Here is a 22,394-nt window from a genome sequence, read left to right on the forward strand (position 1 = left end):
TCAGGTCTCCTCGACCTTCTTCACCGCGTGACCGCCGAACTGGTTGCGCAGCGCGGCGAGCACCCGGGCCGCGTAGTCGCCTTCCTGGCGCGAGTAGAAGCGAGCGTAGAGCGAGGCGGCGAGCGCCGGGGTCGGCACCGCCATCTCGATGCCGTCGTTCATCATCCAGCGGCCCTCGCCGGAGTCGTCGACGTAGCCCTGCAGGCCCTTGAGGTCGTTGCCCTCCTGCTTGAAGGCCAGCTCGGCCAGCTCACACAGCCAGGAGCGCACGACCGAGCCGCGGTTCCACAGCCCCGCGACCTCCTTGAGCTCGATCGGGAACTCGGACTGGTGCATCAGGTCGAAGCCTTCGGCGTACGCCTGCATCATCCCGTACTCGACGCCGTTGTGGACCATCTTCACGAAGTGCCCCGCGCCGCTGGCACCGAAATGCCGCCAGCCGTCCGGCGGGGCGAGCACGTCGAGGATCGGGGCGAGCTGGGCGATCGACTCGTCGGGGCCGCCGGCCATCATGCAGTAGCCGACATCCAGGCCCCAGACGCCGCCGCTGGTACCCACGTCGGCGTAGTGAATGCCCTTCGGCTCGAGCTCCTTCGCCCGCCGCTGGTCGTCATGCCAGTTGGAGTTGCCGCCGTCGACGATCGTGTCGCCGGGCTCGAGCAGGTCGGCGAGCTTGGCGATCGTGGACTCGGTGATGTCCCCCGACGGCACCATCAGCCAGACCATCCGCGGCGCGTCGAGCTTGGAGACCAGCTCCTCGAGCGTGGCGGCGCCGCTCGCTCCGTGCCCTTCGGCGGTGCTGACGGCGTCCGCGTTCGGGTCGAACGCCACGACCTCATGGTCTGAGTCGCGCTCGATTCGATGGACCATGTTGCCGCCCATCTTGCCGAGGCCGACGAATCCGATCTGCATGTCTAGAGCTGCTCCTTGATCGCATCGATGTCACCGACGCTGATGCGCACGGCCGGGAGGCCGTGATTGCGCAGCGTCTGGAGATCGCCGTCCGCCTGTGCTCGGATCAGCGTGGCAAAGGTGTACGGCTCGCCGGGGATCTCGAGGTCCTCGGCCGGCTCGTCGATGAGCTGCAGGAACCGCCCGGTCTTCGGGCCGCCCTTGTGGAACTGCCCGGTCGAGTGCAGGAACCGCGGCCCGTAGCCCCACGTGGTGGCGACGTGGTAGCGCTCGATCAGCGCCTCGCGCAGGCGGGCGATGGCGGCCTCGGTCTCGGCGGAGTACGGCAGGTAGCCCATGATCGCGAAGTAGGCCGGGGGCTCCAGGCCGCCGGTCAACTCGCGCAGCGCGCCGTTGTCGATCTCCCCGGACCCGTCCTTGAGCACGCGGTTCGTGTTGTCCTTGGCTTCCTGGACGTTGGGCTGGTCGAACGGGTTGATCTCCAGCGCCCAGCCGGCGACCGCGACCGCGAACTCCGAGAGGTAGAAGATCCGGCCGAGGTCGGCGAGGCCGACCGCGTGGATCGTGATCACCGGGTTCCCGGCGTCCTTGAGCGCGGCGAGCTTGGCGGCGTTGTCGGCGTCGCCCGCGGCGATGTGGACGAAGACGCGGTCCTCGCCGTAGGCCTCGGGCGCGAGCAGCGGCTCGTCGGCGATCGGCAGGATGCCGGTGCCGAGCTTGCCGGTGGACTCCGCGAAGAGCTGCTCGGCCCAGATGCCGTAGCTCGTGAAGGGCGCGTCGGCGACGAACGTGAGCTTGTTGCGGCCCTGGCGGGCGAGCTCGCCGAGCGCGCAGCCGAGCCACAGGCCGGCGTTGCCGCCACCCTCGACCCGGCACTCCTCCGCGGCGCCGATCGCGGAGTCCAGCACCGCGCCGATGTCGATGCCCGCGGCCACCGCGGGGACGAGCCCGAACGGCGACAGCGCGCTGTAGCGCCCGCCGATGTCCGGGTCGCCGTGGAAGACCTGGCGGAAGCCATGCTCGCCCGCGAGCGCCTCCAGGCCGGAGCCCGGGTCGGTGACCGCGGCGAAGTGCGAGCCGTCGCCCTGGCGCGCCGAGAAGGCCTTGAACATCGACATCGGCTCGATCGTCCCGCCGGACTTGCTCGACACGATCATCAGCGCGCGATCGAGGTCGATGCTGTTGAGCACCTCGCGGACCTGGTGCGGGTGCGTCGAGTCCAGGACGTGCAGCGTCAGGCCGGGGTCGAGCTTGCCGAAGGACTGGCGGAAGACCTCAGGCGCGAGGCTCGAGCCGCCCATGCCCAGAACGACCGCGTCGCGGTACCCCTCGGCCCGCAACCCGTCGGCGAAGGCCTTATAGGTGTCGAGCTGCTCGCGCTCACGATCGGCGATGTCGAGCCACCCGAGGCGATTGGTCACCTCGGGGGTGCCTTCGGGGGCCCACAACGTACCGTCCTTGCGCCAGATTCGACCGACGACGTCTTCTTCTAGAGCCCTGCGCAAACGGATCGAAACCGCCTCGGCGTAGCGCTCTGGGACGTCGGCTTCGATCGTCGTGACGTCGCTCATGCTCGGTTCCTCCCTGCAGGGCGTTCAGATCGACTTGGCACGCTAGCGAACGCGGCCTCTAAGGAACGTTGCCGTATCGGTCGATGAGAAGCCAATGACGTCCGTTCCCGCCCCTGCGGATCAGCTGCTCGAGGTCCGCCGTGGCGCGGATCGACTGCTGAGCCTCCTCCTTGTCCTGCATTTCCCGGCCGCGCTCGGCCTTGCCGCGCTGCACGGCACCTGGCTCGCCGCCATCCTCGTCGGCGGTGGCGTGTCCGCCGGCGCGTACTGGCTGGCGCAGCGCGCCCCAGGCGCGTTTGGCACCCGCGCGTTCATCGCCTGCGGCCTGATGGCCTATTCCGCGCTGTTCATCAGCGAGTCGCACGGCCTGATCGAGATGCACTTCCACATCTTCGGCGCGCTCGCGTTCCTGCTCGTCTACCGCGACTGGCGGGTCATCGTGCTCGCCGCCGGCTTCATCGCGGTCCATCATCTGGGCTTCATGGTGCTCCAGGACGCGGGCGCCGGGGTGTGGATCATGCCCGACGCGCACCTGACGTTCGGCATGGTCGTCCTGCACGCCGTCTTCGTCGTCTTCGAGACCATCGTGCTCGTCATCCTGTCCCGCTCGCTGGAGGCCGAGACGCTCGCGACCGCGCAGTTGCGCGTCGACGACGCCGTCGAGCGCGCCCAGCTCTCGCTCCTGGCCGAGGCGCTCGAGCGTCGCGATCTGACCTTGAGCGGCGACACGTCAGGTGGCGCCGCGACGATCCTGCGCAACGGCATCGGGCAGGTCGCCACGCTGGTCCAGACGATCCAGACCGCCGCGATCGACATCAGCCAGACCTCCAACGAGGTCTCCGCCGCGTCGTCTGACTCCGAGCGCGCCTCGAACGAGATCGCCGAGGCCGTCGGCAGCGTCGCCGCCATGACCGAGCAGCAGTCGCGGCTGGTCATGGGCGCGGGTGACGCCGCGAGTGAGGTGGCCGCGGCCGTCGCGCGCGCTTTGAACGCGGCCGAGGCCGCCGCCGACGCCGCGGGCGTCGCGCTGACCGACGCCGAGCGCGGCATGGTCACCGCCGACGAGGCGCGCGTGGCGATGAGCGCCGTCGAGGAGTCCGCCGCCGCGATCACCGAAGCCTCCGACGCGCTGGTCCGCCGCTCGGCCGAGATCGCCGCCTTCGTCGGCACGATCACCACGATCGCCGAGCAGACCAACCTGCTGGCGCTGAACGCCGCGATCGAGGCCGCCCGCGCCGGCGAGCTCGGCAAGGGCTTCGCCGTCGTCGCCGACGAGGTCCGCAAGCTCGCCGAGCAGTCCGCCGAGGCGGCCAACTCGACCAGCATGATCGTCAACGACATCACCCACATGACCGAGCGCGTGGCCGTCCTGGCCGGCGAAGGCGCCTCGCGCACCGAGACCTCGGCCCGCACCGTGGCGCTCTCGCGCGGCGAGTTCGAAGGCATCGCCGCCCGCGCGCGCGAGGTCGTCGCGCGGGTCGACGCGATCACCGGCTCCTCCCGCGAGGCCGCGAGCCACGCCGAGGACTCACGCGGGCGCATGATCGAACTGGCCACCCTGGCCGAGTCCTCGTCGGCAACGACCGAAGAGGTCGCGGCGTCGACGCAGGAGACCGCGGCGACGGCGGGGCAGCTCGCGCTGTCGGCCCGTCGCTTGGACACCGCGGCCGAGGCCTTGAACGGCCTCGTCGTGCAGTTCACGACCGCCTGACGCAACGGGGGTGCCTCGTCTTGGTATCGCCTGGCGATACCTGGACGGGGCACCCCCTCGCGTCGCGGCTCAGCCGGCCAGCGTCGCGAGCAGCGCGCGGGCCCGCGAGGCGACGTTCTCGCCCGTGAACCCGAAGTGCTTGTACAGCGCGCCCGCCGGAGCGGAAGCGCCGAAGGACTCCATCGCGACGACGTCACCCGCGTCGCCCACCCACCGGTGCCAGCCGAGCGAGGCGGCGGCCTCGACGGCCACCCGCGCGCGGACGGAGGGCGGCAGGACGCTGTCGCGGTACTCCTGTGACTGGGCGGCGAAGCGGTCGATGCACGGCATGCTCACGAGCCGCACCTTGACGCCCTCCGCTTCGAGGATCTTCTTGGCGTCGTTGGCGACATGGACCTCGGTGCCCGACCCCATCAGGATCACGTCGGGGTCGCCGTCTGAGTCCGCCAGCACGTAGGCGCCGAGGTCGATCGCGTCGGCGGGCACCGCGGACGGGTCCCAGGTCGGGACGCCCTGGCGGGACAGCGCCAGCGCCGTCGGGGTCTCCGTGGCGTTCAACGCGAATCGCCAGGCGAGTGCGGTCTCGTTGAAGCCCGCGGGCCGCACGACGTTGATGTTGGGCGTCGCGCGCAGGGTCGCGAGCTGCTCGATCGGCTGGTGGGTCGGGCCGTCCTCGCCCACGCCGATCGAGTCGTGGGTGAACACGAACGTCGACGGGATCCGCATGATCGCGGCCAGGCGCAGCGACGCCTTCATGTAGTCGCTGAAGATGAAGAAGCCGGCGCCGAACGCCCGCAGGCCGTGCAGGTTCAGGCCGTTGACGATCGCCCCCATGCCGTGCTCGCGGATGCCGAAGTGGAAGTTGCGGCCGGCGTACTGACCGTTCTCCACGCTCCCGCCGCCGTTGATCAGCGTCAGCGTCGACGGGGCGAGGTCGGCGGAGCCGCCGACCAGCTCGGGCACCTGACCCGCCGCCCACTGGATGACGTCCTGGGACGCCTTGCGGGTGGCGATCGCGCCCGCTTCCGGGCCCTTCTTCGGCACGTCCGCGTCCCAGTTCTCCGGGAGCTTGCGGGAGAGGATGCGCTCGAACTCGGCGGCCTCCGCCGGGAACAGCTCGGCGTAGCGGGCGAACTTCGCGTCCCACTCGCCCGCGAGCTCCTCGCCGCGCTCGATCGTGGAGCGGAAGTGCGCGAGCGCCTCGTCGGCGACGAAGAACGGCTCCAGGCTCGGGTAGCCGTAGACCTCCTTCGTGAGCTTGATCTCCTCGTCGCCCAGCGGGGCACCGTGCGCGCCGTGGGTGTCCTGCTTGTTCGGCGAGCCGGGAGCGATGTGGGTGCGGACGATGATCAGCGACGGGCGGTCGGTGACCTCGCGGGCGTTGGCCAGCGCGTTCTCGATCCGGTCCAGGCCGATGTCCTCGCCCAGGTTCTGGACGTGCCAGCCATAGGCCTCGTAGCGGCTGGCGACGTCCTCGGTGAAGGAGAGCTCGGTGTTGCCCTCGATCGAGATGTGGTTGTCGTCCCAGAACGAGATCAGGCGGCCGAGGCCGAGGTGGCCGGCCAGCGAGGACGCCTCGGACGCGACGCCCTCCTGCAGGTCGCCGTCGGACGCGATCACGTACGTGTAGTGATCGACGATCTCGTGACCCTCGCGGTTGAAGCGCTCGGCGAGCATGCGCTCGGCCAGCGCCATGCCGACGGCGGTCGAGATGCCCTGGCCGAGCGGCCCGGTCGTGGTCTCGATGCCCGCGGCGTGGCCGTACTCGGGATGGCCGGCGGTCGGCGAGCCGAGCTGGCGGAAGTTCTTGAGATCGTCGAGCGTGAGCCCGTAGCCGGTCAGGTACAGCGTCGAATACAGGAGCATCGACGCGTGCCCGCAGCTGAGGACGAAGCGGTCACGATCGGCCCAGTCGGGCCGGCTCGGCGAGTGGTTCATCACGCGCGTGTAGAGCACGTACGCGAGCGGAGCGAGCGCCATAGGCGTTCCGGGATGTCCGGAGTTGGCCTTCTGCACCGCGTCCATGGACAGGGTGCGGATCGTGTTGACGCAGAGCTCGTCGAGGGTGGTCCGATCTTCTGCGACGGACAACGAGGGCCTCCAGGGTTCGCGATACAGAGCGGGAGGCGTGGACGCTAGCGCGCCCCGCGCCACCACGTCCTTACGACTAAGGGCCAGCGCGCCCACCGTAAGGGGTCAGGCGCGTCGGCGCGCACCGCACGCCTGATGTACGGGTGGCCTCTCAGCCGCAATATCGATCTCCTCAGAAGTCCACCCGAGCCAGGAGCCACCATGCATCCGACCCTCATGACCATGTACGCCGACGCGCGCGCGGAGAGCCTCCGCGCCGGCGCCGAGTCGCGCCGTGGCACCGTGGTCCGCGCCGGCACCCGCCGGTTCTTCGTGTTCCGTCGCCCGCGCCGTACGGCGCGGGTCGCGGCGGCCTGACGCCGTGTAACGCTGCCCGGGTAGCCTGGACTACATGGGCATGGAGACTGTCGAGAAGACTGACGCGCAGTGGCGCGAGGAACTGACGCCCGAGCAGTACCAGGTGCTTCGCAAGGCGGGCACCGAGCGGGCATTCACCGGGAAGTACGTGGACAACCACGCCGACGGCACTTACACCTGTGCCGGCTGTGGCGCTGAGCTGTTCGACTCCGACACCAAGTTCGAGTCGGGCTCCGGCTGGCCGAGCTTCACCGAGCCGAAGGTGGCCGAGGCGGTCGAGGTCAAGCGGGACGTCTCGCACGGGATGATCCGCACCGAGGTCGTCTGCAGGCGCTGCGGTGGCCACCTCGGCCACGTGTTCGACGACGGCCCGCGCGACAAGGGCGGGCTGCGCTACTGCATGAACTCCTGCGCGATGGACTTTCAGCCCACCGCTTCGGAGTAGAGCTGGAGCAGGCCGGGCCACCCGCCCTCCGCGCCGACCGCGTCCCTTAGGGCCTCGGCGGCGGTGTGACGGTCGAGGTGCCGGTGCTCGAGGGTGACGCGGGTCGCGTCGCCCTCGGGCGTGAAGGTCACGTCGATCTCGCTGTAGGCCGCGGGATCGGTTTCCAGGGTCCAGGTGCCGCCGATGCGCCACTGCAGCGTGATCCGCCGCGGCGGGTCGTAGGCGAGGATCTCGCCCCAATCGCACCGGCTCCCGTCGGTGCCGAGCTCGTACCACTGCCCGGCCTCAGGATCGATGACGGCTTTCGCCAGTTCGGCCTCGCCGATGTGATGGCCGCGCGGCCACCAGCTGTCGAAGCCGGCCGTGAACACCTCGAATGCCCGCTCCTGCGTGGCGTTGACCGTCACCTCGCGGCGCACCGTCGAGTCCGTCGCCTGCATCGCTCTTCGACCTCCTACGTGGGGTTCTCGACCGCGTCCTTGAACGCGGCCAGGGCATGCATCCAGAACGCGTCGAAATAGGCGCGCAGCTCCGCGATCCCGCGGGGATCGAGCTGATAGAGCCGGCGGGTGCCCGCCGCGCGGTCGGTGACCAGACCGGCCTGCTTGAGCACCTTCAGGTGCTGCGACACCGCCGGCCGGCTGACCGGCAGCTCGTTCGCGAGCTCCCCGACGGCCGTCGGACCCTTGGCCAGGCGTTCGAAGATCGCCCGGCGCGTCGGGTCCCCCAGCGCGTCCATTCCGTTAGTCATGGCTTACCGTAAGTAGTAACTTACGGATGGCGGCGTGTCAACCCCTGAGCCGGCCTTTATGGACCGGTCTACGGTGGGGTTGAGATGGCCGCTGTCGTCGCCGCCGAAGGCGTCGTGAAGACCTATGGGGAAGGCCGCGCCGCGCGGCGGGTGCTCGACGGAGCGTCGCTGCACGTGCAGGCGGGCGAGGTCGTGGCGATCCTCGGGCGCTCCGGCACCGGCAAGTCGACGTTCCTGCACCTGATCGGCGGGCTGGACCGGCCCGAGGCGGGGGTGATCTCGGTCGGTGGCGAGCGCGTGACGGGGGCGAGCGAGCGGGCTTTGTCGCGGCTGCGGCGGGCGCGGATCGGCTTCATCTTCCAGTTCTTTCACCTGCTGCCGGAGCTCTCGGGCGAGGCGAACGTGTTGCTCGCGGGGCGGGTGCGCGGCGCGTCCGCGGGGGCGGGTGCGCGTGGGCAGGCGCTGATCGACCAGCTCGGGCTGCGCTCGGTCGCGGGCTCGCTCCCGCAGCAATTGAGCGGCGGCGAGCAGCAGCGGTTCGCGATCGCGCGGGCGCTGGTCAACGACCCGGCGCTGCTTTTGGCGGACGAGCCGACCGGGAACCTCGACGTCGTGGCGGGCGCCGAGGTGTTGCGCTTGCTGCGCGCGGGCGCCGACGAGGGCCGCGCGGTCGTGATGGTCACCCACGAGGCGACCGCCGCGAACATCGCGGACCGCGTGCTGACGCTGCGCGACGGCGTGCTGGTCGACGCGTGATCCGCGACGCGCTCGCGGCCCTGCGCGCGCGCCGCGGGCGCACGGTGCTGGCGGCGCTGGGCGTGCTGGCCGCGTCGCTCGTGGTCGGCACCGCGACGACCGTCGGGGACTCGCTGGCGACCGGCTTCGACCGGGCCGCGACCCAGTCCGATCTCCCCGACGTGATCGCGCGCTTCACGCGGACGGAGATGAACGTCGTCGACCCGAAGGTCTCCGCGCTGCCGAATTTGGAGGCGCGCTCCTACCGGCGCGAGCGGCTCAACCAGCCGCTGCGGTTCGGCTCGCACAGCACGCGCAATGGCGCGATCACCGTGCTGCTCGGCGGGCGGCGCGGCTACAAGATCGTCAGCGGGCATGACGTCCGCGACGGCGAGATCGGGCAGGTCGTGATCGAGCGCGGGCTCGCGCGCGAGTGGGGGCTGAAGGTCGGCGACCACCTCGACACGCGTGAGCTCGGCCCGCTGCTGGTGGCCGGGATCGCGGTGTCCCCCGACAACGTCGCCTTCCCACTGGCCAGCACCGCCCGCGTCTACGTCACGGAGGCGGAGTACGTGAACCTCGGCTTCCGGCGGGTGCGCCCGGACACCGCGCTGCTGTGGCTGCACGACCCGGCGAAGGCCGACGTCACGCTGACCCAGGCGCGAGCGGTCGCGTTCGGCATCGGCAAGCTGCAGTTCGTCACCCGCACGGGCGTGAAGATCCTCCTCTCCCAGGCCGCGGGGATCGTGATCTCGCTGCTGGTCGCGTTCTCGCTCGTGGCGCTGGTCGCGGCGGGCACGATGCTCGCCGCCGGCGCCCACGCGGAGGTGCAGCGGCGGCTCACGGGCTTCGGCGTGCAGCGTGCCCTGGGCTTCGGCCCAGGCCGGATCGCGGCGCAGCAGGCGGTCGAGGCGGCGGTCGTCGCCGTCCCGGCCGCGGCCCTGGGGATCGTCCTGGGCGCGCTCGTCGTCGCCCGCCCGGCCGCCGACCTGCTGGCGGCCTTGAACGAGCTCGGCCCGGGCGCCGCGCTCGTCGCCCCGCTGCTGGGCGCGTTGCTGGCCGTGGTGGCTGTGGTCGTGTTCGCCGCCACGTGGCCCGCCTGGCGCGCCGCCCGCCGCTCCCCCGTCGAGATCCTCCGCGGCGGCGACCTGACCCGCCCGCTCCGCCGACCGCGCCAACGAGGGGGGTCAGACCCCTCAACAAAGCGATCTCGCTCTGAGCAGGGCTTTTCGTACGAACACAGCGTTGAGGGGTCAGACCCCTTAATACGCGGTGGGTTGTTCGCGCTCGGCGTGCGGTTCTCGACGGCCGCGCGCGGGCGCTGGGTGGCGGCGGTCGCCACGATCGCCGTCTGCGCCGGCGTCGTGACGCTGATGCTCGCGCTCGCGTCGCTGTTGGAGCGGTTGCGGGAGGACCCCGGGACGATCGGCAAGCGCTACCAGATCGCGGTCTCGCTCGATCATTCCGAGCTGGGCGCGGCGAGGCGCCTGCCCGGGGTCGACGCGGTGGGCGAGCGCTACAGCATCGATGCCGCGGACTCCTTCCGGCTTGGGGAGCCGGTGCGGCTCGTCGCCTATCCCGGCGACCACACGAACTTCGAGAACCCGCCGCTCGCCGAGGGGCGGCGGATCCGGGCGGCCAACGAGGTCGAGGTCGGCGTCGGCATGGCCGACGCGCTGGGCCTGCAACCGGGCAGCGTGCTCGCGGCGCAGATCCCCGACGGCGGCGAGGTGCGCTTCCGCGTGAGCGGGATCGTCCGCGCGCTCGAGAACGACGGGCGGATCGCGTGGGTGGAGCCGGACAAGCTGCTCGCGCTGCGGCCGGACCTCAACCCGCAGGTGGTGGTGCGGGTGAAGTCGGGCGCCGATCCCGCGAAGGTCACCCGCGAGCTGGTCGGGTTGGGCGCGAGCGTGCGACCGGTGGGCGCGGCGCAGACCGACAACGCCGCGTTCCTCGCGGTGCTCGCGGCGGTCCTGCGCGGGGTCGGGTTGGCGGTCGGCCTCGTCTGCCTCTACGCGCTGGTCCAGGCACTGACGGTGACCGCCCGCGAGCGGCGCGGAGCGGTCGCGCTGCTGCGAGCGGTCGGCGCCGACGGCCCGTCGGTGGGGCTCGTGCTGGCGGGCGCAGCGGTCGCGGTGGCGATCCCGGCGGCCGCCGCAGGCGTATTCCTCGAGGTGGTCGCCTTCGGCCCCCTCGTCGCCCATCTCGCCGCCGGCTTCGCCGCGCTGCCGCTCTCACCGACGCTCGCCCAGATCGCGCTCGTGGTGGGCGGTCTCCTGCTGCTCGCGGTGATCGCGACGGCGCTGGTGGCCCGCCGCGTGCTGCGCGAGCCCGTCATCGCGGGATTGAGGGAAGAGTGACGCGGGCGCGCATGTCGACGAACGTCACCTTGATCGGGCTGTGCCCGATGAAGTTGACGTTCGTTGGGCGGCGGGGCGTCCGCGCGTGGCTTGCCGCCGCCGCGCTCGCGCTCGCCGCGCTCCTCCCCGCCTGCGGCGGCGACGCCCGCCCCGCGGCACCCGCGACGAGCGGTTCGACGCTCCAGGCGACCCTCGTCGACAAGGACGGGGACGGGTTCCTCGAGGCCGGGCCCGGTGAGCCGTTGATCGATCGCGGCCCCAAGGCCGGGCTCGGCAAGACGCTGGCCACGTTCGCGCAGCTCACCGACACCCACGTGCGCGACGAGGAGTCACCCGCGCGGGTGCCGTTCCTGGACCGGACCGGCGCGCCGTTCACGTCGACCTTCCGCCCGCAGGAGGCGTTCTCCACGCAGACGCTCGACGCGACGATCCGCGCCGTCAATCGTCAGCACCCGCAGGCCGTGTTCCTCACCGGGGACATCACGGACAACGCGCAGGAGAACGAATTGACGATGGCGCTCGACACGCTCAACGGCAAGGAGGTCGACCCCGACAGCGGCGCCAAGGGCTACGACGGCGTGCAGGACGCCGACAGCGCCGACCCGTTCTACTACCGCCCCGACCACGACGCGCCCACCCACCCCGGCGCGATCGAAGCCGCGCAACGACCCTTCAAGGCGCAAGGGCTCAAGGCCCCGTGGTACCCGCTGGTCGGCAACCACGACGTGCTCGCCCAGGGCGAGGTCCCACCCACGCCGGCGATCGACGCGTTCGCCACCGGCGACCGCCTCGTCCCGAGCCTCGACCCCGACTTCAAGCCCCCGCACCAGGAGATCGACGCCAAACAGGCCGTCAACGCCGTCCTGTCCGGCGCCGTCCCGCTCGACACGATCCACACGCCTGCCGACAAGACGCGCCGCCTCAACGCCCCCGGCGAGGCGGAGCGCAAGCTCGGCCACCCCGACATGGACTACACGGTCGACCTCGGACGGAACGTGAAGGCGATCATGATCGACACGGTCAACCGGGACGGCTCGTCGCAGGCGCGGATCAACCCCGACCAGATCCGATGGCTGCAAGACGAGCTCGGCAACACCGACCGCTGGATCGTCGTCTTCTCGCACAACCCGCTCACGCCGGAAGCGCTGCAACAACTCGACGCCAACCCGCGGGTCGTCGCCTCGATCGCCGGCAACTCGCACAAGAACCGCATCACCAGACACAACCGCTACTGGCTGATCAGCACCTCGTCGCTCGCCGACTTCCCCCAGCAGGCGCGCATGTTCCGCCTGCGCGCCACGAACCGGGGCGTCGCGCTCGAGACCTGGATGGTCGACCACGACGGCACCGGCCTCGCGGGCGTCTCGCGCGAGCTCGCCTATCTCGACGCGCAGGGCGGCCGCCCGCAGCATTTCGCGGGCGCCCGTTCCGACCGCAACGCAAACCTCTTCATTTCGCGACCGTAATCGCAACACCGCCTCACCTCTTCCGTTCTTAAACGCGAACCGGAATCGAGAGGAGAAGTACGTTGAGAACTAGGGCTTTGGTGGGCACTTTTGCTGCCCTCAGCCTCGCTGCCGCGTGCGCGAGCACGGCAGGCGCCGCGGTGCAGGTGAGCCAGTCCGGCTGGCAGTGGGGCAACCCCACGCCGCAGGGCAACACCATCCGCGCGATGGACTTCATCGCCGGCCGCGGGTACGCCATCGGCGACGACGGCACGGCCCTGCGCACGGATGACGGCGGTGCCACGTGGGCTGGTCTTGCCACCGGCACATCGCAGGATCTGACACGCCTACAGGCGGTCACGCCGGACGTCGTGGTCATCCTCGGCGGCGACGGCTGCGTCGTCCGCCGCTCCGACGACGGCGGCGCGACCTTCCACAAGATGTTCGTGCTGGCCGAGACCAACTGCCCGGACCGGGTCGCGGCCTCGTTCTTCGTCACGCCCGAGGTCGGCTACCTGCTGCTGCGCGACGGCAACGTGCTGCGCACCACCGACGGCGGCGCGACGTTCGGCCGCGGCACGGCGATCCCCGGCACCCCCGCGAGCGCCGCGGGCGGCCAGGGCACTCCGGCCGACGCGATCTTCACCACGCCCGACGCCGGCATCGTCTTCCTCAACGGCACGAGCACCGCGTACAAGACCACCGATGACGGCGCGTCCTGGACGCCCGTCCCGGCCGTCGATCCCGGCGCGGTCACCCGCATGCACGCGATCAGCCCCACCGCGTTCTACGCCTTCGGGCCGGACACGCTGCTGCGCTCCTCCGACGGCGGCGTGAGCTGGCAGAAGCGCCCGGGCAGCGCCGGCAGCAACATCACCGGCCTCGGCTGCTCGACCGACGACGTCTGCCTGCTCTCCACGGCCGCGGGCGACAAGCTCCTGCGCACCGAGGACGGCGGCACGACGTCGACGCCCGTCACGGCCAGCACCGCCCCGATCTACGCGGCCGGCTTCGCCAACCCCGCCCGCGCGGTGGCGCTCGGCGCGGGCGGCGCGACCGTCATCTCCGACGACAGCGGCAAGAACTACGCGCCGATCGGCGGGGACATCTCGGGCTCGTTCCAGTTCGGCCTGCGGCTCGGCCCGGCCCCGGAGATCGCGCTCGCGCTCGGCGCCCGCGGCCAGCTCGCCCGCACGACCGACAACGGCGTCACGTGGAAGGCGATCAACGTCGCGACCTCCGCGGACATGCAGGACACGTCGTTCACCACCGCCGACAGCGGCTACGCGCTCGACCAGCGCGGCGGCCTGTTCAAGACCGCCAACGGCGGTGCTTCCTGGCAGCCGATCGATCCGGGCACGACGTCCGCGCCCAAGGCCGTCATCGCCACCGGCAACAACGTCCTGCTGGCCGGCCCGCGCGGCATCCGGCGCGCGGCGGAGGGCGGCGAGTTCTCGCTGATCTCCACCAAGCCCGTCCGCGGCATCGCGGTCGACCAGTTCGATCGCGGCGGCAGCGCGATCTTCGCCTACGGCAGCAAGACGATCGTCCGCACGACCAACGGCGGCAAGGCGTGGACGCAGGTCAAGGGCCCGTCGCGCAAGAGCGGGAAGAAGACCGTCCCGCTGGCGCTCCGCGACGTCGACATGACGTCCGGCACCGGCGGCTACGCGCTGGATACCGGCGGGCGCGTGTGGCGCACGAGCAACGGCGGCAAGAAGTGGACCGAGCTGCCGTCGGTCGGCACCGACAGCGGGCTGGCGCTCGCCTTCGGGAGCGCGACGAGCGGCTACCTGACGCTCGGCGGTTACCCGGCCGACACCGGCGTCGCCTACGTGCTGCGCACCACCGACAGCGGCAAGCACTGGCGCCCGCAGCGGATCGCCAGCGGCCAGTTCCCGGGGACCGAGGGCGTCATCAGCCCGTCGGCCACCCGCTCCTACGCGCTGACGTCGACCCCGGCGGCGGGCGACAACATCGTCCGCAGCCTCTTCACCACCGGCACCGGCGGTGACGCGGGCGGCGCCTCGACGCTGAGCCTGACGACCAACACCAAGAAGGTCGCCAAGAAGGTCCGCAAGATCACGGTTCAGGGTGCGCTCAAGGGCGCGCAGGGCGGCGAGGCGATCGTCGTCTCCGCCCGCAAGGCCGGCTCGAGCAGCTGGAAGGAGCAGGTCGTGACCGCGGGCGCCAACGGCGGCCGGTTCACGGCGTCGTTCAACATCTCCGGCCCCGCCGAGTTCGTCGCCCGCTGGGCCGGCGACTCCGGCCGCCAGGGCGCCGGGTCGTCTGTGCTGAGCGTCACAGTCAAGAAGTAGGCGATCCTCGCGAGCGGGCTGCGCCCGCCGCTTCGGTCGCTTAGGGGAGATCGCTTCGCGGATCTCCCTTGGCCTCATCGCCAAGGCGCGGGACGTTCGTACTCTCGGTACGCATGTCCCGCGCCAGTGTTGCCCTCGGCGTCACGTTCACCGTCGCCGGCGCGCTGCACTTCGCGCGCCCGCGGATGTACGAGGCGATCATGCCCCGCTACCTGCCCGCCCACCGCGAGCTCGTCTACGCGAGCGGCGTGGCGGAGATCGCCGGCGGCGTGGGCGTCCTGCATCCGAAGACGCGGCGCCTCGCGGGCTGGTGGCTGATCGCGACGCTGCTCGCGATCTTCCCCGCCAACGTCGAGATGGCGGTGCACGCGGAGCGCTTCAAGCAGTTCCCGCCCGCCGCACTGTGGGGCCGTTTGCCACTGCAGGGTGTCCTGATCGCCTGGGCGTGGCTGACCGCGGCGCGTTAGCGGCAGCGGTCGCCGTGGCCGAGCGCCACGGCCTCCGTTGCGACGACGCGGTCGTCCTGCGCAACCAGCTGAACGTCCTCGTGCACCTCCGGCCGGCGCCCGTCGTCGCCCGCGTCGCCGGCTCGATCGAGGTCGTGCGACCCGGTGCGACGTGGCAGCGGCGCGAGCTGGCGATCGCCTCGCACCTGGCCCGCAGGGGCGCGCCGGTCGTCGCGCCGTCGCCGGAGCTCCCGCCCGGCCCGCACGAGCACGAGGGCCGCGTCCTCAGCTTCTGGACCTACGCGAAGCCCGTCGACGCCCCCGTCGACCCGGTCGCCGCGGGCGAGGGGCTGCGGTTCTGTCACGAGGTGCTGCGGGACTTCGACGGCTCGCTCCCGGTGCTCTCGGGCGTGACCGAGGCCGAGGCGCTGCTGGCCAAGCTCGCCGCCGAGGAGTCGATCGACGGCGCCGCGGCGGGGCGGCTGCTGGCGCGCGTCGAGGAACTGCACGCGACGCTCGGCACTCTGCGCTCCCCGATCCGCCCGCTGCACGGCGACGCGCACCTCAACAACGTCCTCAACACCGCCGACGGCCCGCTCTGGAACGACTGGGAGGACACGTGCCTCGGCCCGCTCGGGTGGGACGCGGCGTGCCTGAAGCTCACCCGCGGCGGGGGAGAACGAGCGGAGGCGGCTCTCGCCGCCTCCGGGATCGAGCTCGACCCCGCCGAGCTCGCGCTGTGGGTGGAGGCCCGCGCCGTCCAGGTGGACGTCTGGCGGGCCTTCCTGGGGGTTTAGGCGAGCACCGGGACCGGCTCGCCGCCCTGATCGGGCGCGACGTCCTTGCTGCCGACGAACAGCACCGCGATGATCGCGCCGACGACCGCGAACGCGGAGCCGACCAGCAGCGCCGTCTGGAAGCCCTCGGTGAGCGCGACCGGCATCGACGCGCCCGTCTCGACCACGGAGTCCGTGCGGGAGTTGGCGACCGCGGCCAGGATCGCGAGGCCGAGCGCGCCGCCGACCTGCTGCGACGTGTTGATCAGGCCGGACGCGAGGCCCGCCTCGTGCGGTTCGACGCCGGCCACCGCGCCGACGGTCATCGGCACGAACGCGAACCCAAGCCCGAGCGCCGAGATGATCGCCGGGAACAGGATGTCGCCCAGGTAGGTGCCGCCCGGCGAGATCTGGGCGAACCAGAACAGGCCGACGGCGATCAGCAGCATGCCCAGCACGAGCACCGGCTTGACGCCGAACTTCGTGATCAGCGAGGAGGCGAGCCCGGCCGAGACGATGATCCCCAGCGCTAGCGGCAGGTAGGCGACGCCGGCCTTGAGCGCGTCGTAGCCCAGCACCTGCTGCATGTACAGCGAGATGAAGAAGAACATCGAGAACAGCGCCATCGCGAGCAGCAGCCCGGTGACGTTGATGCCGACGATGGTGCGCACCCGGAAGATGCCCGGGAACGGGACGAGCGGCGCCTTCGTGCGCAGCTCGACGAGCACGAACGCGACGATCAACACGACCGCGCCCGCGATCAGGCTGAGCGTCTCCGTGGAGGCCCAGCCCGCCGAGTTGGCGTTGACCAGCGAGTAGACGAGCAGCGACAGACCAGCGGTGATCGTCACCGCTCCCGCGATGTCGAAATGGCGGGCGCCTTCGTTCTTGCTCTCGGGCAGCAGGCGCGGGGCGAGGAACGCCGCGGCGAGGCCGATCGGCACGTTAACGAACAGCACCCACTCCCAGCCGGCCCACTGGGTGAGCATGCCGCCGAGGAGCACGCCGGCGGCGCCGCCGGAGCCGGCGACCGCGCCCCAGACGCCGAGCGCCTTGTTGCGTTCCGCGCCCTCTTCGAAGATCTCGGTCACGAGCGAGAGGGCGGCCGGGGACAGCAGCGCGGCACCGAGGCCCTGCACGGCGCGCGCGGCGATCAACCAGACATCACTCTGGGCAAGGCCGCCAGCAAGCGAGGCGCCCGCGAACAGGATCAGGCCGGAGATGAACAGCCGGCGCCGGCCGAGTAGGTCGGCCATGCGGCCGCCGAGGAGGAGGAAGCCGCCGAACGTGAGGGTGTAGGCGTTGACGACCCAGGACAGGTTGTCCTGCGAGAAGTCGAGTGCCTTGCCGATCGAGGGCAGCGCGACGTTCACGATCGACGCGTCGAGCACTACCACGAACTGTGCGGCGGCTAGTAGAGCTAGCGCGAGCCATTTGCGCTCGTGCGTTTGAGACATTTGACGATGACCCCTGGGGAGGAAGTGGAGATGGAGTTCCGGTTTCACTTCTGAAGATACGGAATTGACGTTCCGTTTGTCAACCCCTACAGTCGACATATGGAAAAAGTCGCCGCACGCCCGCTGAGAGCCGACGCGCGGCGTAACCGTGAGCGGGTCATCACGGCCGCCGCGGTCGTCTTCGCGGAGCAGGGCCGCGACGCGCAGATGGACGATGTCGCCAAGCGCGCGGGTGTCGGCGTGGGCACCGTCTACCGGCACTTCCCGACCAAGGAAGCGCTGATCGAGGCGCTCGCCATCGACCGCTTCGAGAAGATCCTCTCGGTCGGTAAGGAGGCGCTGCTGAACCCCGATCCGTGGGAGGCGTTCGCCGGCGCGATCTGGGCGGGCGCGGAGCTGACCGCGGCGGACCGCTCGTTCACCGAGATCGTGGGCGAGCTGACCGGCCCGATGCCGCTCCCCGAGACCCTGCAGCGCGAGATGAACGACACCTACGGCGAGCTGATGCGGCGCGCGCAGGAGGCGGGTTCGCTGCGCGCGGACCTGGTCATGGACGACATCCCGATGTTCATGTGCGGCATCGGTTTCGGCACCCGCAAGTCGCACGCGTGCCCCGACGCCTGGAAGCGTCACGTGTCGATCGTCATCGACGGCCTGCGGGCCGCGAACGCGTCTTCACCACTCCCGACCGTTCGCTGCTCCTAGTCTTTGGGGGTATGACCCCCGAGACCATCACGGATCCCGATCTGCAAGAGGTCGCGTGGGACCTCTCCGACCTGATCGACGGCGCGAGTGCCGACGACGCCCAGGGCGCGGTCGACACGTTGCTGGCCGCGGCGCAGACGCGCGCCGACGCGTTCGCCGCCCAATACGCCGGCAAGGTCGCCTCGCTCGACGGTCCCGGCCTGATCGCCGCCATGAAGGAGCTCGGCGAGATCGAGGAGACCGCCGGTCGCGCGGGCACCTACGCGCACCTCTCATTCTCGGTGGACACCGCCAACCCCGCGTACGGCGCGCTGCTGCAGCGCGTCGAGGAGAAGGGCACCGCGATCGAGACCGCGCTGCTGTTCTTCCACCTCGAGTGGGCGGCGCTGGACGACGCCGTCGCCGAGTCGCTGCTCGCCACCGAAGGCTTGGACTTCGCCCGCCACCATCTGGCCACCGCGCGCCGCTACCGGCCGCATCTGCTGACCGAGGCGGAGGAGAAGATCCTCACCGAGAAGGCGCTGTCCGGCCGCTCGGCGTGGGTACGGCTGTTCGAGGAGCAGACCGCCGCGATCACCGTCGCGCTCGAGGACGGCGCGGAGCCCGTCTCGCTGGAGATCGCGCTGTCGCGGCTCTTCGAGACCGACCGTTCGGTGCGTCAGGACACGGCCGAGCGGGTGACCGCCGCGCTGCTGCCCGGCCTGCGGACGCGCGCGTACACGTTCAACACGCTGCTCGCGGACAAGATGACCGACGACCGGCTGCGCTCGTTCCCGAACTGGCTCGCGTCGCGCAACCTGTCCAACGAGGCGTCCGACGAGTCGGTGCAGGCGCTGATCGAGGCCGTGCGGGCGCGCTACGAGCTGCCGCGCCGCTGGTATCGCCTGAAGGCGCAGCTGCTCGGGATCGACCGCCTGGCGGACTATGACCGCATGGCGGCCGTGACCCAGGACAACGAGAAGGTCGCGTGGCCGGAGGCCAAGCGGCTCGTGCTCGACGCCTACTCGTCCTTCAGCGACGAGCTCGGCTCGCTCGTGAACCGGTTCTTCGACGAGAACTGGATCGACGGGCCGGTGCGTCCCGGCAAGCGCGGCGGCGCGTTCTGCTCCTACGGCGTGCCGAGCGTGCACCCGTACGTGATGCTCAACTACACCTACCTGCGGCGGGACGTGCTGACCCTTGCGCATGAGCTCGGGCACGGCGTGCATGCGTCGCTGGGCGCGCAGCAGGGCGTCTTCCACATGGCGACGCCGCTGACGCTCGCCGAGACCGCGTCCGTGTTCGGCGAGACGCTCGTCTTCGGGCGGCTTCTGGACGCGTCGCCGACCGCGGAGTCGCGGCTCTCGCTGCTGGCGGAGTCGATCGAGGGCTCGATCGCGACCGTCTTCCGGCAGGTGGCGATGAACCGCTACGAGCACCTCGTGCACACCGCCCGCCGGTCCGAGGGCGAGCTGTCGGTCGACCGCTTCGGCGAGCTCTGGCGCGAGTCGCAGGAGGAGCTGCTGGGCGACTCGGTCGAGGTCACCAAGGGCTATGAGTCCTGGTGGTCCTACGTCCCCCACTTCATCGCCTCCCCGGGCTACGTATACGCATACGCGTACGGGCAGCTTCTGGCGCTGGCGGTCTACGGTCGCTACGAGGAGGAGGGTCCGGGGTTCGCGGACGCCTACCTCGAGCTGCTGTCGGCGGGTGGGTCCAAGTCGCCGGAGGAGCTGGGCGCGATCGTCGGCGTCGACCTCGCCGATCCCGGCTTCTGGGACAAGGGCCTGGACATCGTGGAGCGCAAGCTCGACGCGGCCGAGCAGGCCGCGAAGGACGCGGGCCGCATCTAAGCGGGACGTGCTCGATCTGCTGCGCGGAGGGGACTCCGCGCGGTTGTTCGTCTCGTCGCTGGTCGGTCGCGCGCCGGCGACCGCGCTGTCGCTCGTCCTCGTGCTGCGGACGAAGGAGCTGACGGGCTCCTTCGCCGCGGCGGGGCTGGCGTCCGGCTCCAACGCGCTGGCGAACGCGGTGTGCTCGCCGGTGCTCGGGCGGTGGCTGGACCGCCGCGGGCAGCCGCCGATCCTGCTCGTGGGCGCGGTGGTGAGCGCGCTCGCCATGGCGGCGTTCGCGGCGTTGCCACACGGGGTCTCGCTGGCGGCGATCCTGCCCTGCGCGGTGGTCGCGGGCGCGGCGATGCCGCCGCTCGGCGCCTGCCTGCGGACGCTCTGGCCCCTGCTGTTGGAGTCACCCGAGCGCCTGCACGCGGCGTTCGCGTTGGACGCCGCCGCGATCGAAGTGGTCTACATCGCGGGCCCGGTGTTGATCGCGGGTGCGCTGGGCGCGTGGTCGCTGTCCGCGTCGGCGGTCGCCTGCGCGGTCCTGCTGGTGCTCGGAACGGTGGTGTTCGCGACGTCGCCGTCGTCGCGGGGGTGGAGGCCGGGCGTACGTGAGGAGAGCGGCGGTGCGCTGCGCGCGCCCGGCGTGCGGACGCTCGCGGTCGTGTTCGTCCTGATCGGGCTCGCCTTCGGCGCGATCGAGGTCGCCGTCCCGGCCGCGGCGGACCACGCGGGCTCGCAAGGTGCGGCGAGCCTGCTGCTCGGCGGGTGGGGCCTCGGCTCGCTCGTGGGTGGCCTGTTCGCGACGCGTTCGGCGGCCCCGCGCGACCCGGTCGGACGATTGTGCGTCTACCTCACGCTGTTGACCTGCGGCCACCTGCTGCTCGCGCTGCCCAGTGGGTTGCTGGTCCTCGGCGCCCTGCTCTTCCTGTCGGGCGCGGTGATCGCCCCGTCCTTCGGGCTCGCCTACGGCCTCGTCGAGGGCGCCGCTGCCGCGGGCACGGTCACCGAGGCCTACACGTGGCTCTCGACCGGCCTGGCGGGAGGGATCGCGGCGGGCGCGGCCCTCGCGGGCGTGCTGGCCGAGGGCGCCGGCCCGTCCGGCGGCTTCCTCCTCGCGGCGTTCGGCGCGGCGTGCGCCGCCCTGACCGTCGGCGCGGCCCGCGCCGCGCTCGTCCCCACCCCACGCTGACGCCGCGTATACGCAGCGTCGAGCTCAGGCGGGGCGCCAGCGGAGGACGGTGCGGATGATCGTTCTCGCCACGGTCGCGAGCTCGTCGAGCGAGACGTACTCGTCGACCGCGTGGGCGCGCTCGATTCCCGTGGTGCCGACCATCACGGTGGGGATGCCGCGGGCGCTGAAGAGGCGCATGTCGGCGCCCCACGGCACGCCCGCCGAGGCCGGCTCGCGGCCGAGCTCGTCGCGCAGCGCGCCGCGCACGGTCGAGACCCACGGGTGGTCGATCGGCGTCTCTCCCGGTGCGAAGGCGCCGCCTTCCCAGACGAGCTCGCACGGCGGCTCGCCGTCGTCGAGGGCGCGGTCGACGACCGCCTGCAGACTCGCGCGGGCGGCGTCGAGGTCGGCGCCCACCGGCACGCCCAGCCGGCCTTCGAACTCGACCCGGTCCGGGACCTGGCTCGACCAGTCGCCGCCGGAGATCCGGCCGACGAGCAGCGGGTACGGCAGTTCGAGCTCGCGCATCAGCGGGTGGGTGACGGCGGCGTTCACGGTCGTCTCGTGCTCGGCCAGCGCCAGGTGCACGCGCACGTAGCGGTCCAGCGCCGAGCAGCCCGCGAGTCGCTCCGCGGCATGTGCCGAGCGCCCGCGCACGACGCCGCGGAACGTCAGCGCACCCGCCTGGGCGCAGACGACCCGCAGCCCCGTCGGCTCGGGCAGCAGCGCGGCGTCGAACGCGTCGTCGGCCTCCAGCGCCGCGAAGGTGCCGAGCCCGCCGTCCTCCTCCGATGCCACCGCCTGGAGGACGACCTCGGGCGTCTCGACCCCCGAGCGGCGCAGGGCGGCGAGGGCGTGCAGCGCGGCGATCACCGCGCCCTTCATGTCGACCGAGCCGCGCCCGTGGAGCGCGTCGCCGACGATCGCGCCCGAATACGGATCGCGCGCCCAGGGCTCGTTTCCAGGCCCGACGACGTCGAGATGCCCGTTGAGCGCGAGGCGCCCGGGAGCGTTGCCGGGGAGGGTCGCGGTCGCGCCCCACAACTCGGCGCGCGCGGCCTCCTCGCCCGGGTGGCCGGGGTTCGCCCGCAGCTTGGCGAGATCGTGGACGTGCAGCCCGGCGGAGAGGCCGGCGGCGTCGGCGCGGGCGGCGAACAACTCGGTGGCGACACGCTCGTCGCCGGTGATGCTCGGCACGCGAACGAGGTCGGCGGTGTCACGGGCGAGCGCGTCGAGATCGAGCGCGGCGAGGGCGGCGTCCTCCATTCGTCCCGACCCTAGCCGAGCCTGGACCTTCGTTCAGCACGACGATTAGCGGATACT

18 protein-coding genes and 1 pseudogene are annotated in these 22,394 nt (G+C 71.6%); 12 read left to right on the plus strand and 7 right to left on the minus strand.

The genetic code is table 11. The features are described 5' to 3' along the window. Both gnd and OM076_RS14385 read right to left on the minus strand, forming a co-directional pair. Complete coding sequence (gene gnd / locus OM076_RS14380; RefSeq protein WP_270040687.1) at positions 1 to 912, minus strand: phosphogluconate dehydrogenase (NAD(+)-dependent, decarboxylating); 912 nt, start codon at positions 910 to 912, stop codon at positions 1 to 3. Positions 913 to 914: 2 nt separating this feature from the next. Continuing rightward, complete coding sequence (locus OM076_RS14385; protein WP_270040689.1) at positions 915 to 2,483, minus strand: phosphoglucose isomerase-related protein; 1,569 nt, start codon at positions 2,481 to 2,483, stop codon at positions 915 to 917. A gap of 94 nt (positions 2,484 to 2,577) precedes the next feature. Between OM076_RS14385 and OM076_RS14390 the strand changes: the two genes are divergently transcribed. Beyond that, positions 2,578 to 4,194 (plus strand): methyl-accepting chemotaxis protein, encoded by a 1,617-nt coding sequence (locus OM076_RS14390; protein WP_270040690.1) that lies wholly within the window; start codon positions 2,578 to 2,580, stop codon positions 4,192 to 4,194. 69 nt (positions 4,195 to 4,263) lie between these two features. Here OM076_RS14390 and tkt read toward each other — a convergent pair whose 3' ends face one another. Then, positions 4,264 to 6,285, minus strand: a complete 2,022-nt coding sequence (tkt, locus tag OM076_RS14395; RefSeq protein ID WP_270040691.1) for a transketolase — start codon at positions 6,283 to 6,285, stop codon at positions 4,264 to 4,266. Positions 6,286 to 6,486: 201 nt separating this feature from the next. On the opposite strand from tkt, the gene OM076_RS14400 reads away from it, so the two are divergent. Beyond that, the gene (locus OM076_RS14400; protein WP_270040692.1) at positions 6,487 to 6,642 is read left to right on the plus strand and encodes a hypothetical protein; all 156 of its coding nucleotides are present in this window, start codon (positions 6,487 to 6,489) and stop codon (positions 6,640 to 6,642) included. 40 nt (positions 6,643 to 6,682) lie between these two features. Beyond that, a complete protein-coding gene (gene msrB / locus OM076_RS14405) occupies positions 6,683 to 7,087 on the plus strand; it encodes a peptide-methionine (R)-S-oxide reductase MsrB (protein ID WP_372518042.1) in 405 nt (134 codons plus the stop codon). Here msrB and OM076_RS14410 read toward each other — a convergent pair. Beyond that, on the minus strand, positions 7,066 to 7,527 hold the full coding sequence (locus OM076_RS14410; RefSeq protein WP_270040694.1) for an SRPBCC family protein: 462 nt from the start codon (positions 7,525 to 7,527) through the stop codon (positions 7,066 to 7,068). The two genes, msrB and OM076_RS14410, sit on opposite strands and share 22 nt — an antisense overlap. A gap of 14 nt (positions 7,528 to 7,541) precedes the next feature. After that, positions 7,542 to 7,838 carry an ArsR/SmtB family transcription factor gene (locus tag OM076_RS14415; RefSeq protein WP_372518040.1) on the minus strand — a complete coding sequence of 99 codons (297 nt, stop codon included), beginning with the start codon at positions 7,836 to 7,838 and terminating at the stop codon, positions 7,542 to 7,544. A gap of 84 nt (positions 7,839 to 7,922) precedes the next feature. On the opposite strand from OM076_RS14415, the pseudogene OM076_RS14420 reads away from it, so the two are divergent. The 6 genes and pseudogenes from OM076_RS14420 to OM076_RS14445 all read left to right on the plus strand — a co-directional run. Beyond that, positions 7,923 to 8,447: pseudogene (locus tag OM076_RS14420) on the plus strand (ABC transporter ATP-binding protein); the annotation flags it as partial. A 143-nt stretch (positions 8,448 to 8,590) separates the two neighbouring features. Beyond that, the gene (locus OM076_RS14425; protein ID WP_270040696.1) at positions 8,591 to 10,933 is read left to right on the plus strand and encodes an ABC transporter permease; all 2,343 of its coding nucleotides are present in this window, start codon (positions 8,591 to 8,593) and stop codon (positions 10,931 to 10,933) included. Between the two features lie 11 nt (positions 10,934 to 10,944). Continuing rightward, positions 10,945 to 12,399, plus strand: coding sequence for a metallophosphoesterase (locus tag OM076_RS14430; RefSeq protein ID WP_270040697.1), 1,455 nt, complete (start codon positions 10,945 to 10,947; stop codon positions 12,397 to 12,399). Positions 12,400 to 12,479: 80 nt separating this feature from the next. Beyond that, positions 12,480 to 14,696: a WD40/YVTN/BNR-like repeat-containing protein gene (locus OM076_RS14435; protein WP_270040698.1), complete on the plus strand. Its 2,217-nt coding sequence runs from the start codon at positions 12,480 to 12,482 to the stop codon at positions 14,694 to 14,696. Positions 14,697 to 14,809: 113 nt separating this feature from the next. Further along, positions 14,810 to 15,163, plus strand: coding sequence for a DoxX family protein (locus OM076_RS14440; RefSeq protein WP_270040699.1), 354 nt, complete (start codon positions 14,810 to 14,812; stop codon positions 15,161 to 15,163). Further along, a complete protein-coding gene (locus OM076_RS14445) occupies positions 15,142 to 15,939 on the plus strand; it encodes an aminoglycoside phosphotransferase family protein (RefSeq protein ID WP_270040700.1) in 798 nt (265 codons plus the stop codon). The genes OM076_RS14440 and OM076_RS14445 overlap by 22 nt, the downstream gene beginning before the upstream one ends. Here the strand turns inward: OM076_RS14445 and OM076_RS14450 are convergent. Beyond that, positions 15,936 to 17,375 carry an MFS transporter gene (locus tag OM076_RS14450; RefSeq protein WP_270040701.1) on the minus strand — a complete coding sequence of 480 codons (1,440 nt, stop codon included), beginning with the start codon at positions 17,373 to 17,375 and terminating at the stop codon, positions 15,936 to 15,938. The two genes, OM076_RS14445 and OM076_RS14450, sit on opposite strands and share 4 nt — an antisense overlap. Positions 17,376 to 17,474: 99 nt before the next feature. Here OM076_RS14450 and OM076_RS14455 point away from each other — a divergent pair, with 99 nt between their 5' ends. From OM076_RS14455 to OM076_RS14465, 3 genes are read left to right on the plus strand one after another with little or no spacing between them, the layout of a single operon-like run. After that, positions 17,475 to 18,080, plus strand: coding sequence for a TetR/AcrR family transcriptional regulator (locus OM076_RS14455; RefSeq protein WP_270040702.1), 606 nt, complete (start codon positions 17,475 to 17,477; stop codon positions 18,078 to 18,080). Between the two features lie 11 nt (positions 18,081 to 18,091). Then, positions 18,092 to 19,912, plus strand: a complete 1,821-nt coding sequence (locus OM076_RS14460) for a M3 family oligoendopeptidase (RefSeq protein ID WP_270040704.1) — start codon at positions 18,092 to 18,094, stop codon at positions 19,910 to 19,912. A 7-nt stretch (positions 19,913 to 19,919) separates the two neighbouring features. After that, the gene (locus OM076_RS14465) at positions 19,920 to 21,089 is read left to right on the plus strand and encodes an MFS transporter (RefSeq protein ID WP_270040706.1); all 1,170 of its coding nucleotides are present in this window, start codon (positions 19,920 to 19,922) and stop codon (positions 21,087 to 21,089) included. Positions 21,090 to 21,113: 24 nt separating this feature from the next. Here the strand turns inward: OM076_RS14465 and OM076_RS14470 are convergent, their stop codons facing one another. Then, entirely contained in the window at positions 21,114 to 22,337 is a 1,224-nt protein-coding gene (locus tag OM076_RS14470) for a M20/M25/M40 family metallo-hydrolase (protein ID WP_270040707.1), read from the minus strand. Positions 22,338 to 22,394: the final 57 nt, after the last annotated feature.

The organism is Solirubrobacter ginsenosidimutans (assembly GCF_027587205.1).

What these genes read in the sequence shown, in the direction of transcription:
- gnd (WP_270040687.1), bottom strand. Translation starts at nt 912, where the DNA reads ATGCAGATCGGATTCGTCGGCCTCGGCAAGATGGGCGGCAACATGGTC.
- OM076_RS14385 (WP_270040689.1), bottom strand. Translation starts at nt 2,483, where the DNA reads ATGAGCGACGTCACGACGATCGAAGCCGACGTCCCAGAGCGCTACGCC.
- OM076_RS14390 (WP_270040690.1), top strand. Translation starts at nt 2,578, where the DNA reads ATGACGTCCGTTCCCGCCCCTGCGGATCAGCTGCTCGAGGTCCGCCGT.
- OM076_RS14400 (WP_270040692.1), top strand. Translation starts at nt 6,487, where the DNA reads ATGCATCCGACCCTCATGACCATGTACGCCGACGCGCGCGCGGAGAGC.
- msrB (WP_372518042.1), top strand. Translation starts at nt 6,683, where the DNA reads ATGGAGACTGTCGAGAAGACTGACGCGCAGTGGCGCGAGGAACTGACG.
- OM076_RS14410 (WP_270040694.1), bottom strand. Translation starts at nt 7,527, where the DNA reads ATGCAGGCGACGGACTCGACGGTGCGCCGCGAGGTGACGGTCAACGCC.
- OM076_RS14415 (WP_372518040.1), bottom strand. Translation starts at nt 7,838, where the DNA reads ATGACTAACGGAATGGACGCGCTGGGGGACCCGACGCGCCGGGCGATC.
- OM076_RS14430 (WP_270040697.1), top strand. Translation starts at nt 10,945, where the DNA reads ATGTCGACGAACGTCACCTTGATCGGGCTGTGCCCGATGAAGTTGACG.
- OM076_RS14440 (WP_270040699.1), top strand. Translation starts at nt 14,810, where the DNA reads ATGTCCCGCGCCAGTGTTGCCCTCGGCGTCACGTTCACCGTCGCCGGC.
- OM076_RS14450 (WP_270040701.1), bottom strand. Translation starts at nt 17,375, where the DNA reads ATGTCTCAAACGCACGAGCGCAAATGGCTCGCGCTAGCTCTACTAGCC.
- OM076_RS14455 (WP_270040702.1), top strand. Translation starts at nt 17,475, where the DNA reads ATGGAAAAAGTCGCCGCACGCCCGCTGAGAGCCGACGCGCGGCGTAAC.
- OM076_RS14460 (WP_270040704.1), top strand. Translation starts at nt 18,092, where the DNA reads ATGACCCCCGAGACCATCACGGATCCCGATCTGCAAGAGGTCGCGTGG.
- OM076_RS14470 (WP_270040707.1), bottom strand. Translation starts at nt 22,337, where the DNA reads ATGGAGGACGCCGCCCTCGCCGCGCTCGATCTCGACGCGCTCGCCCGT.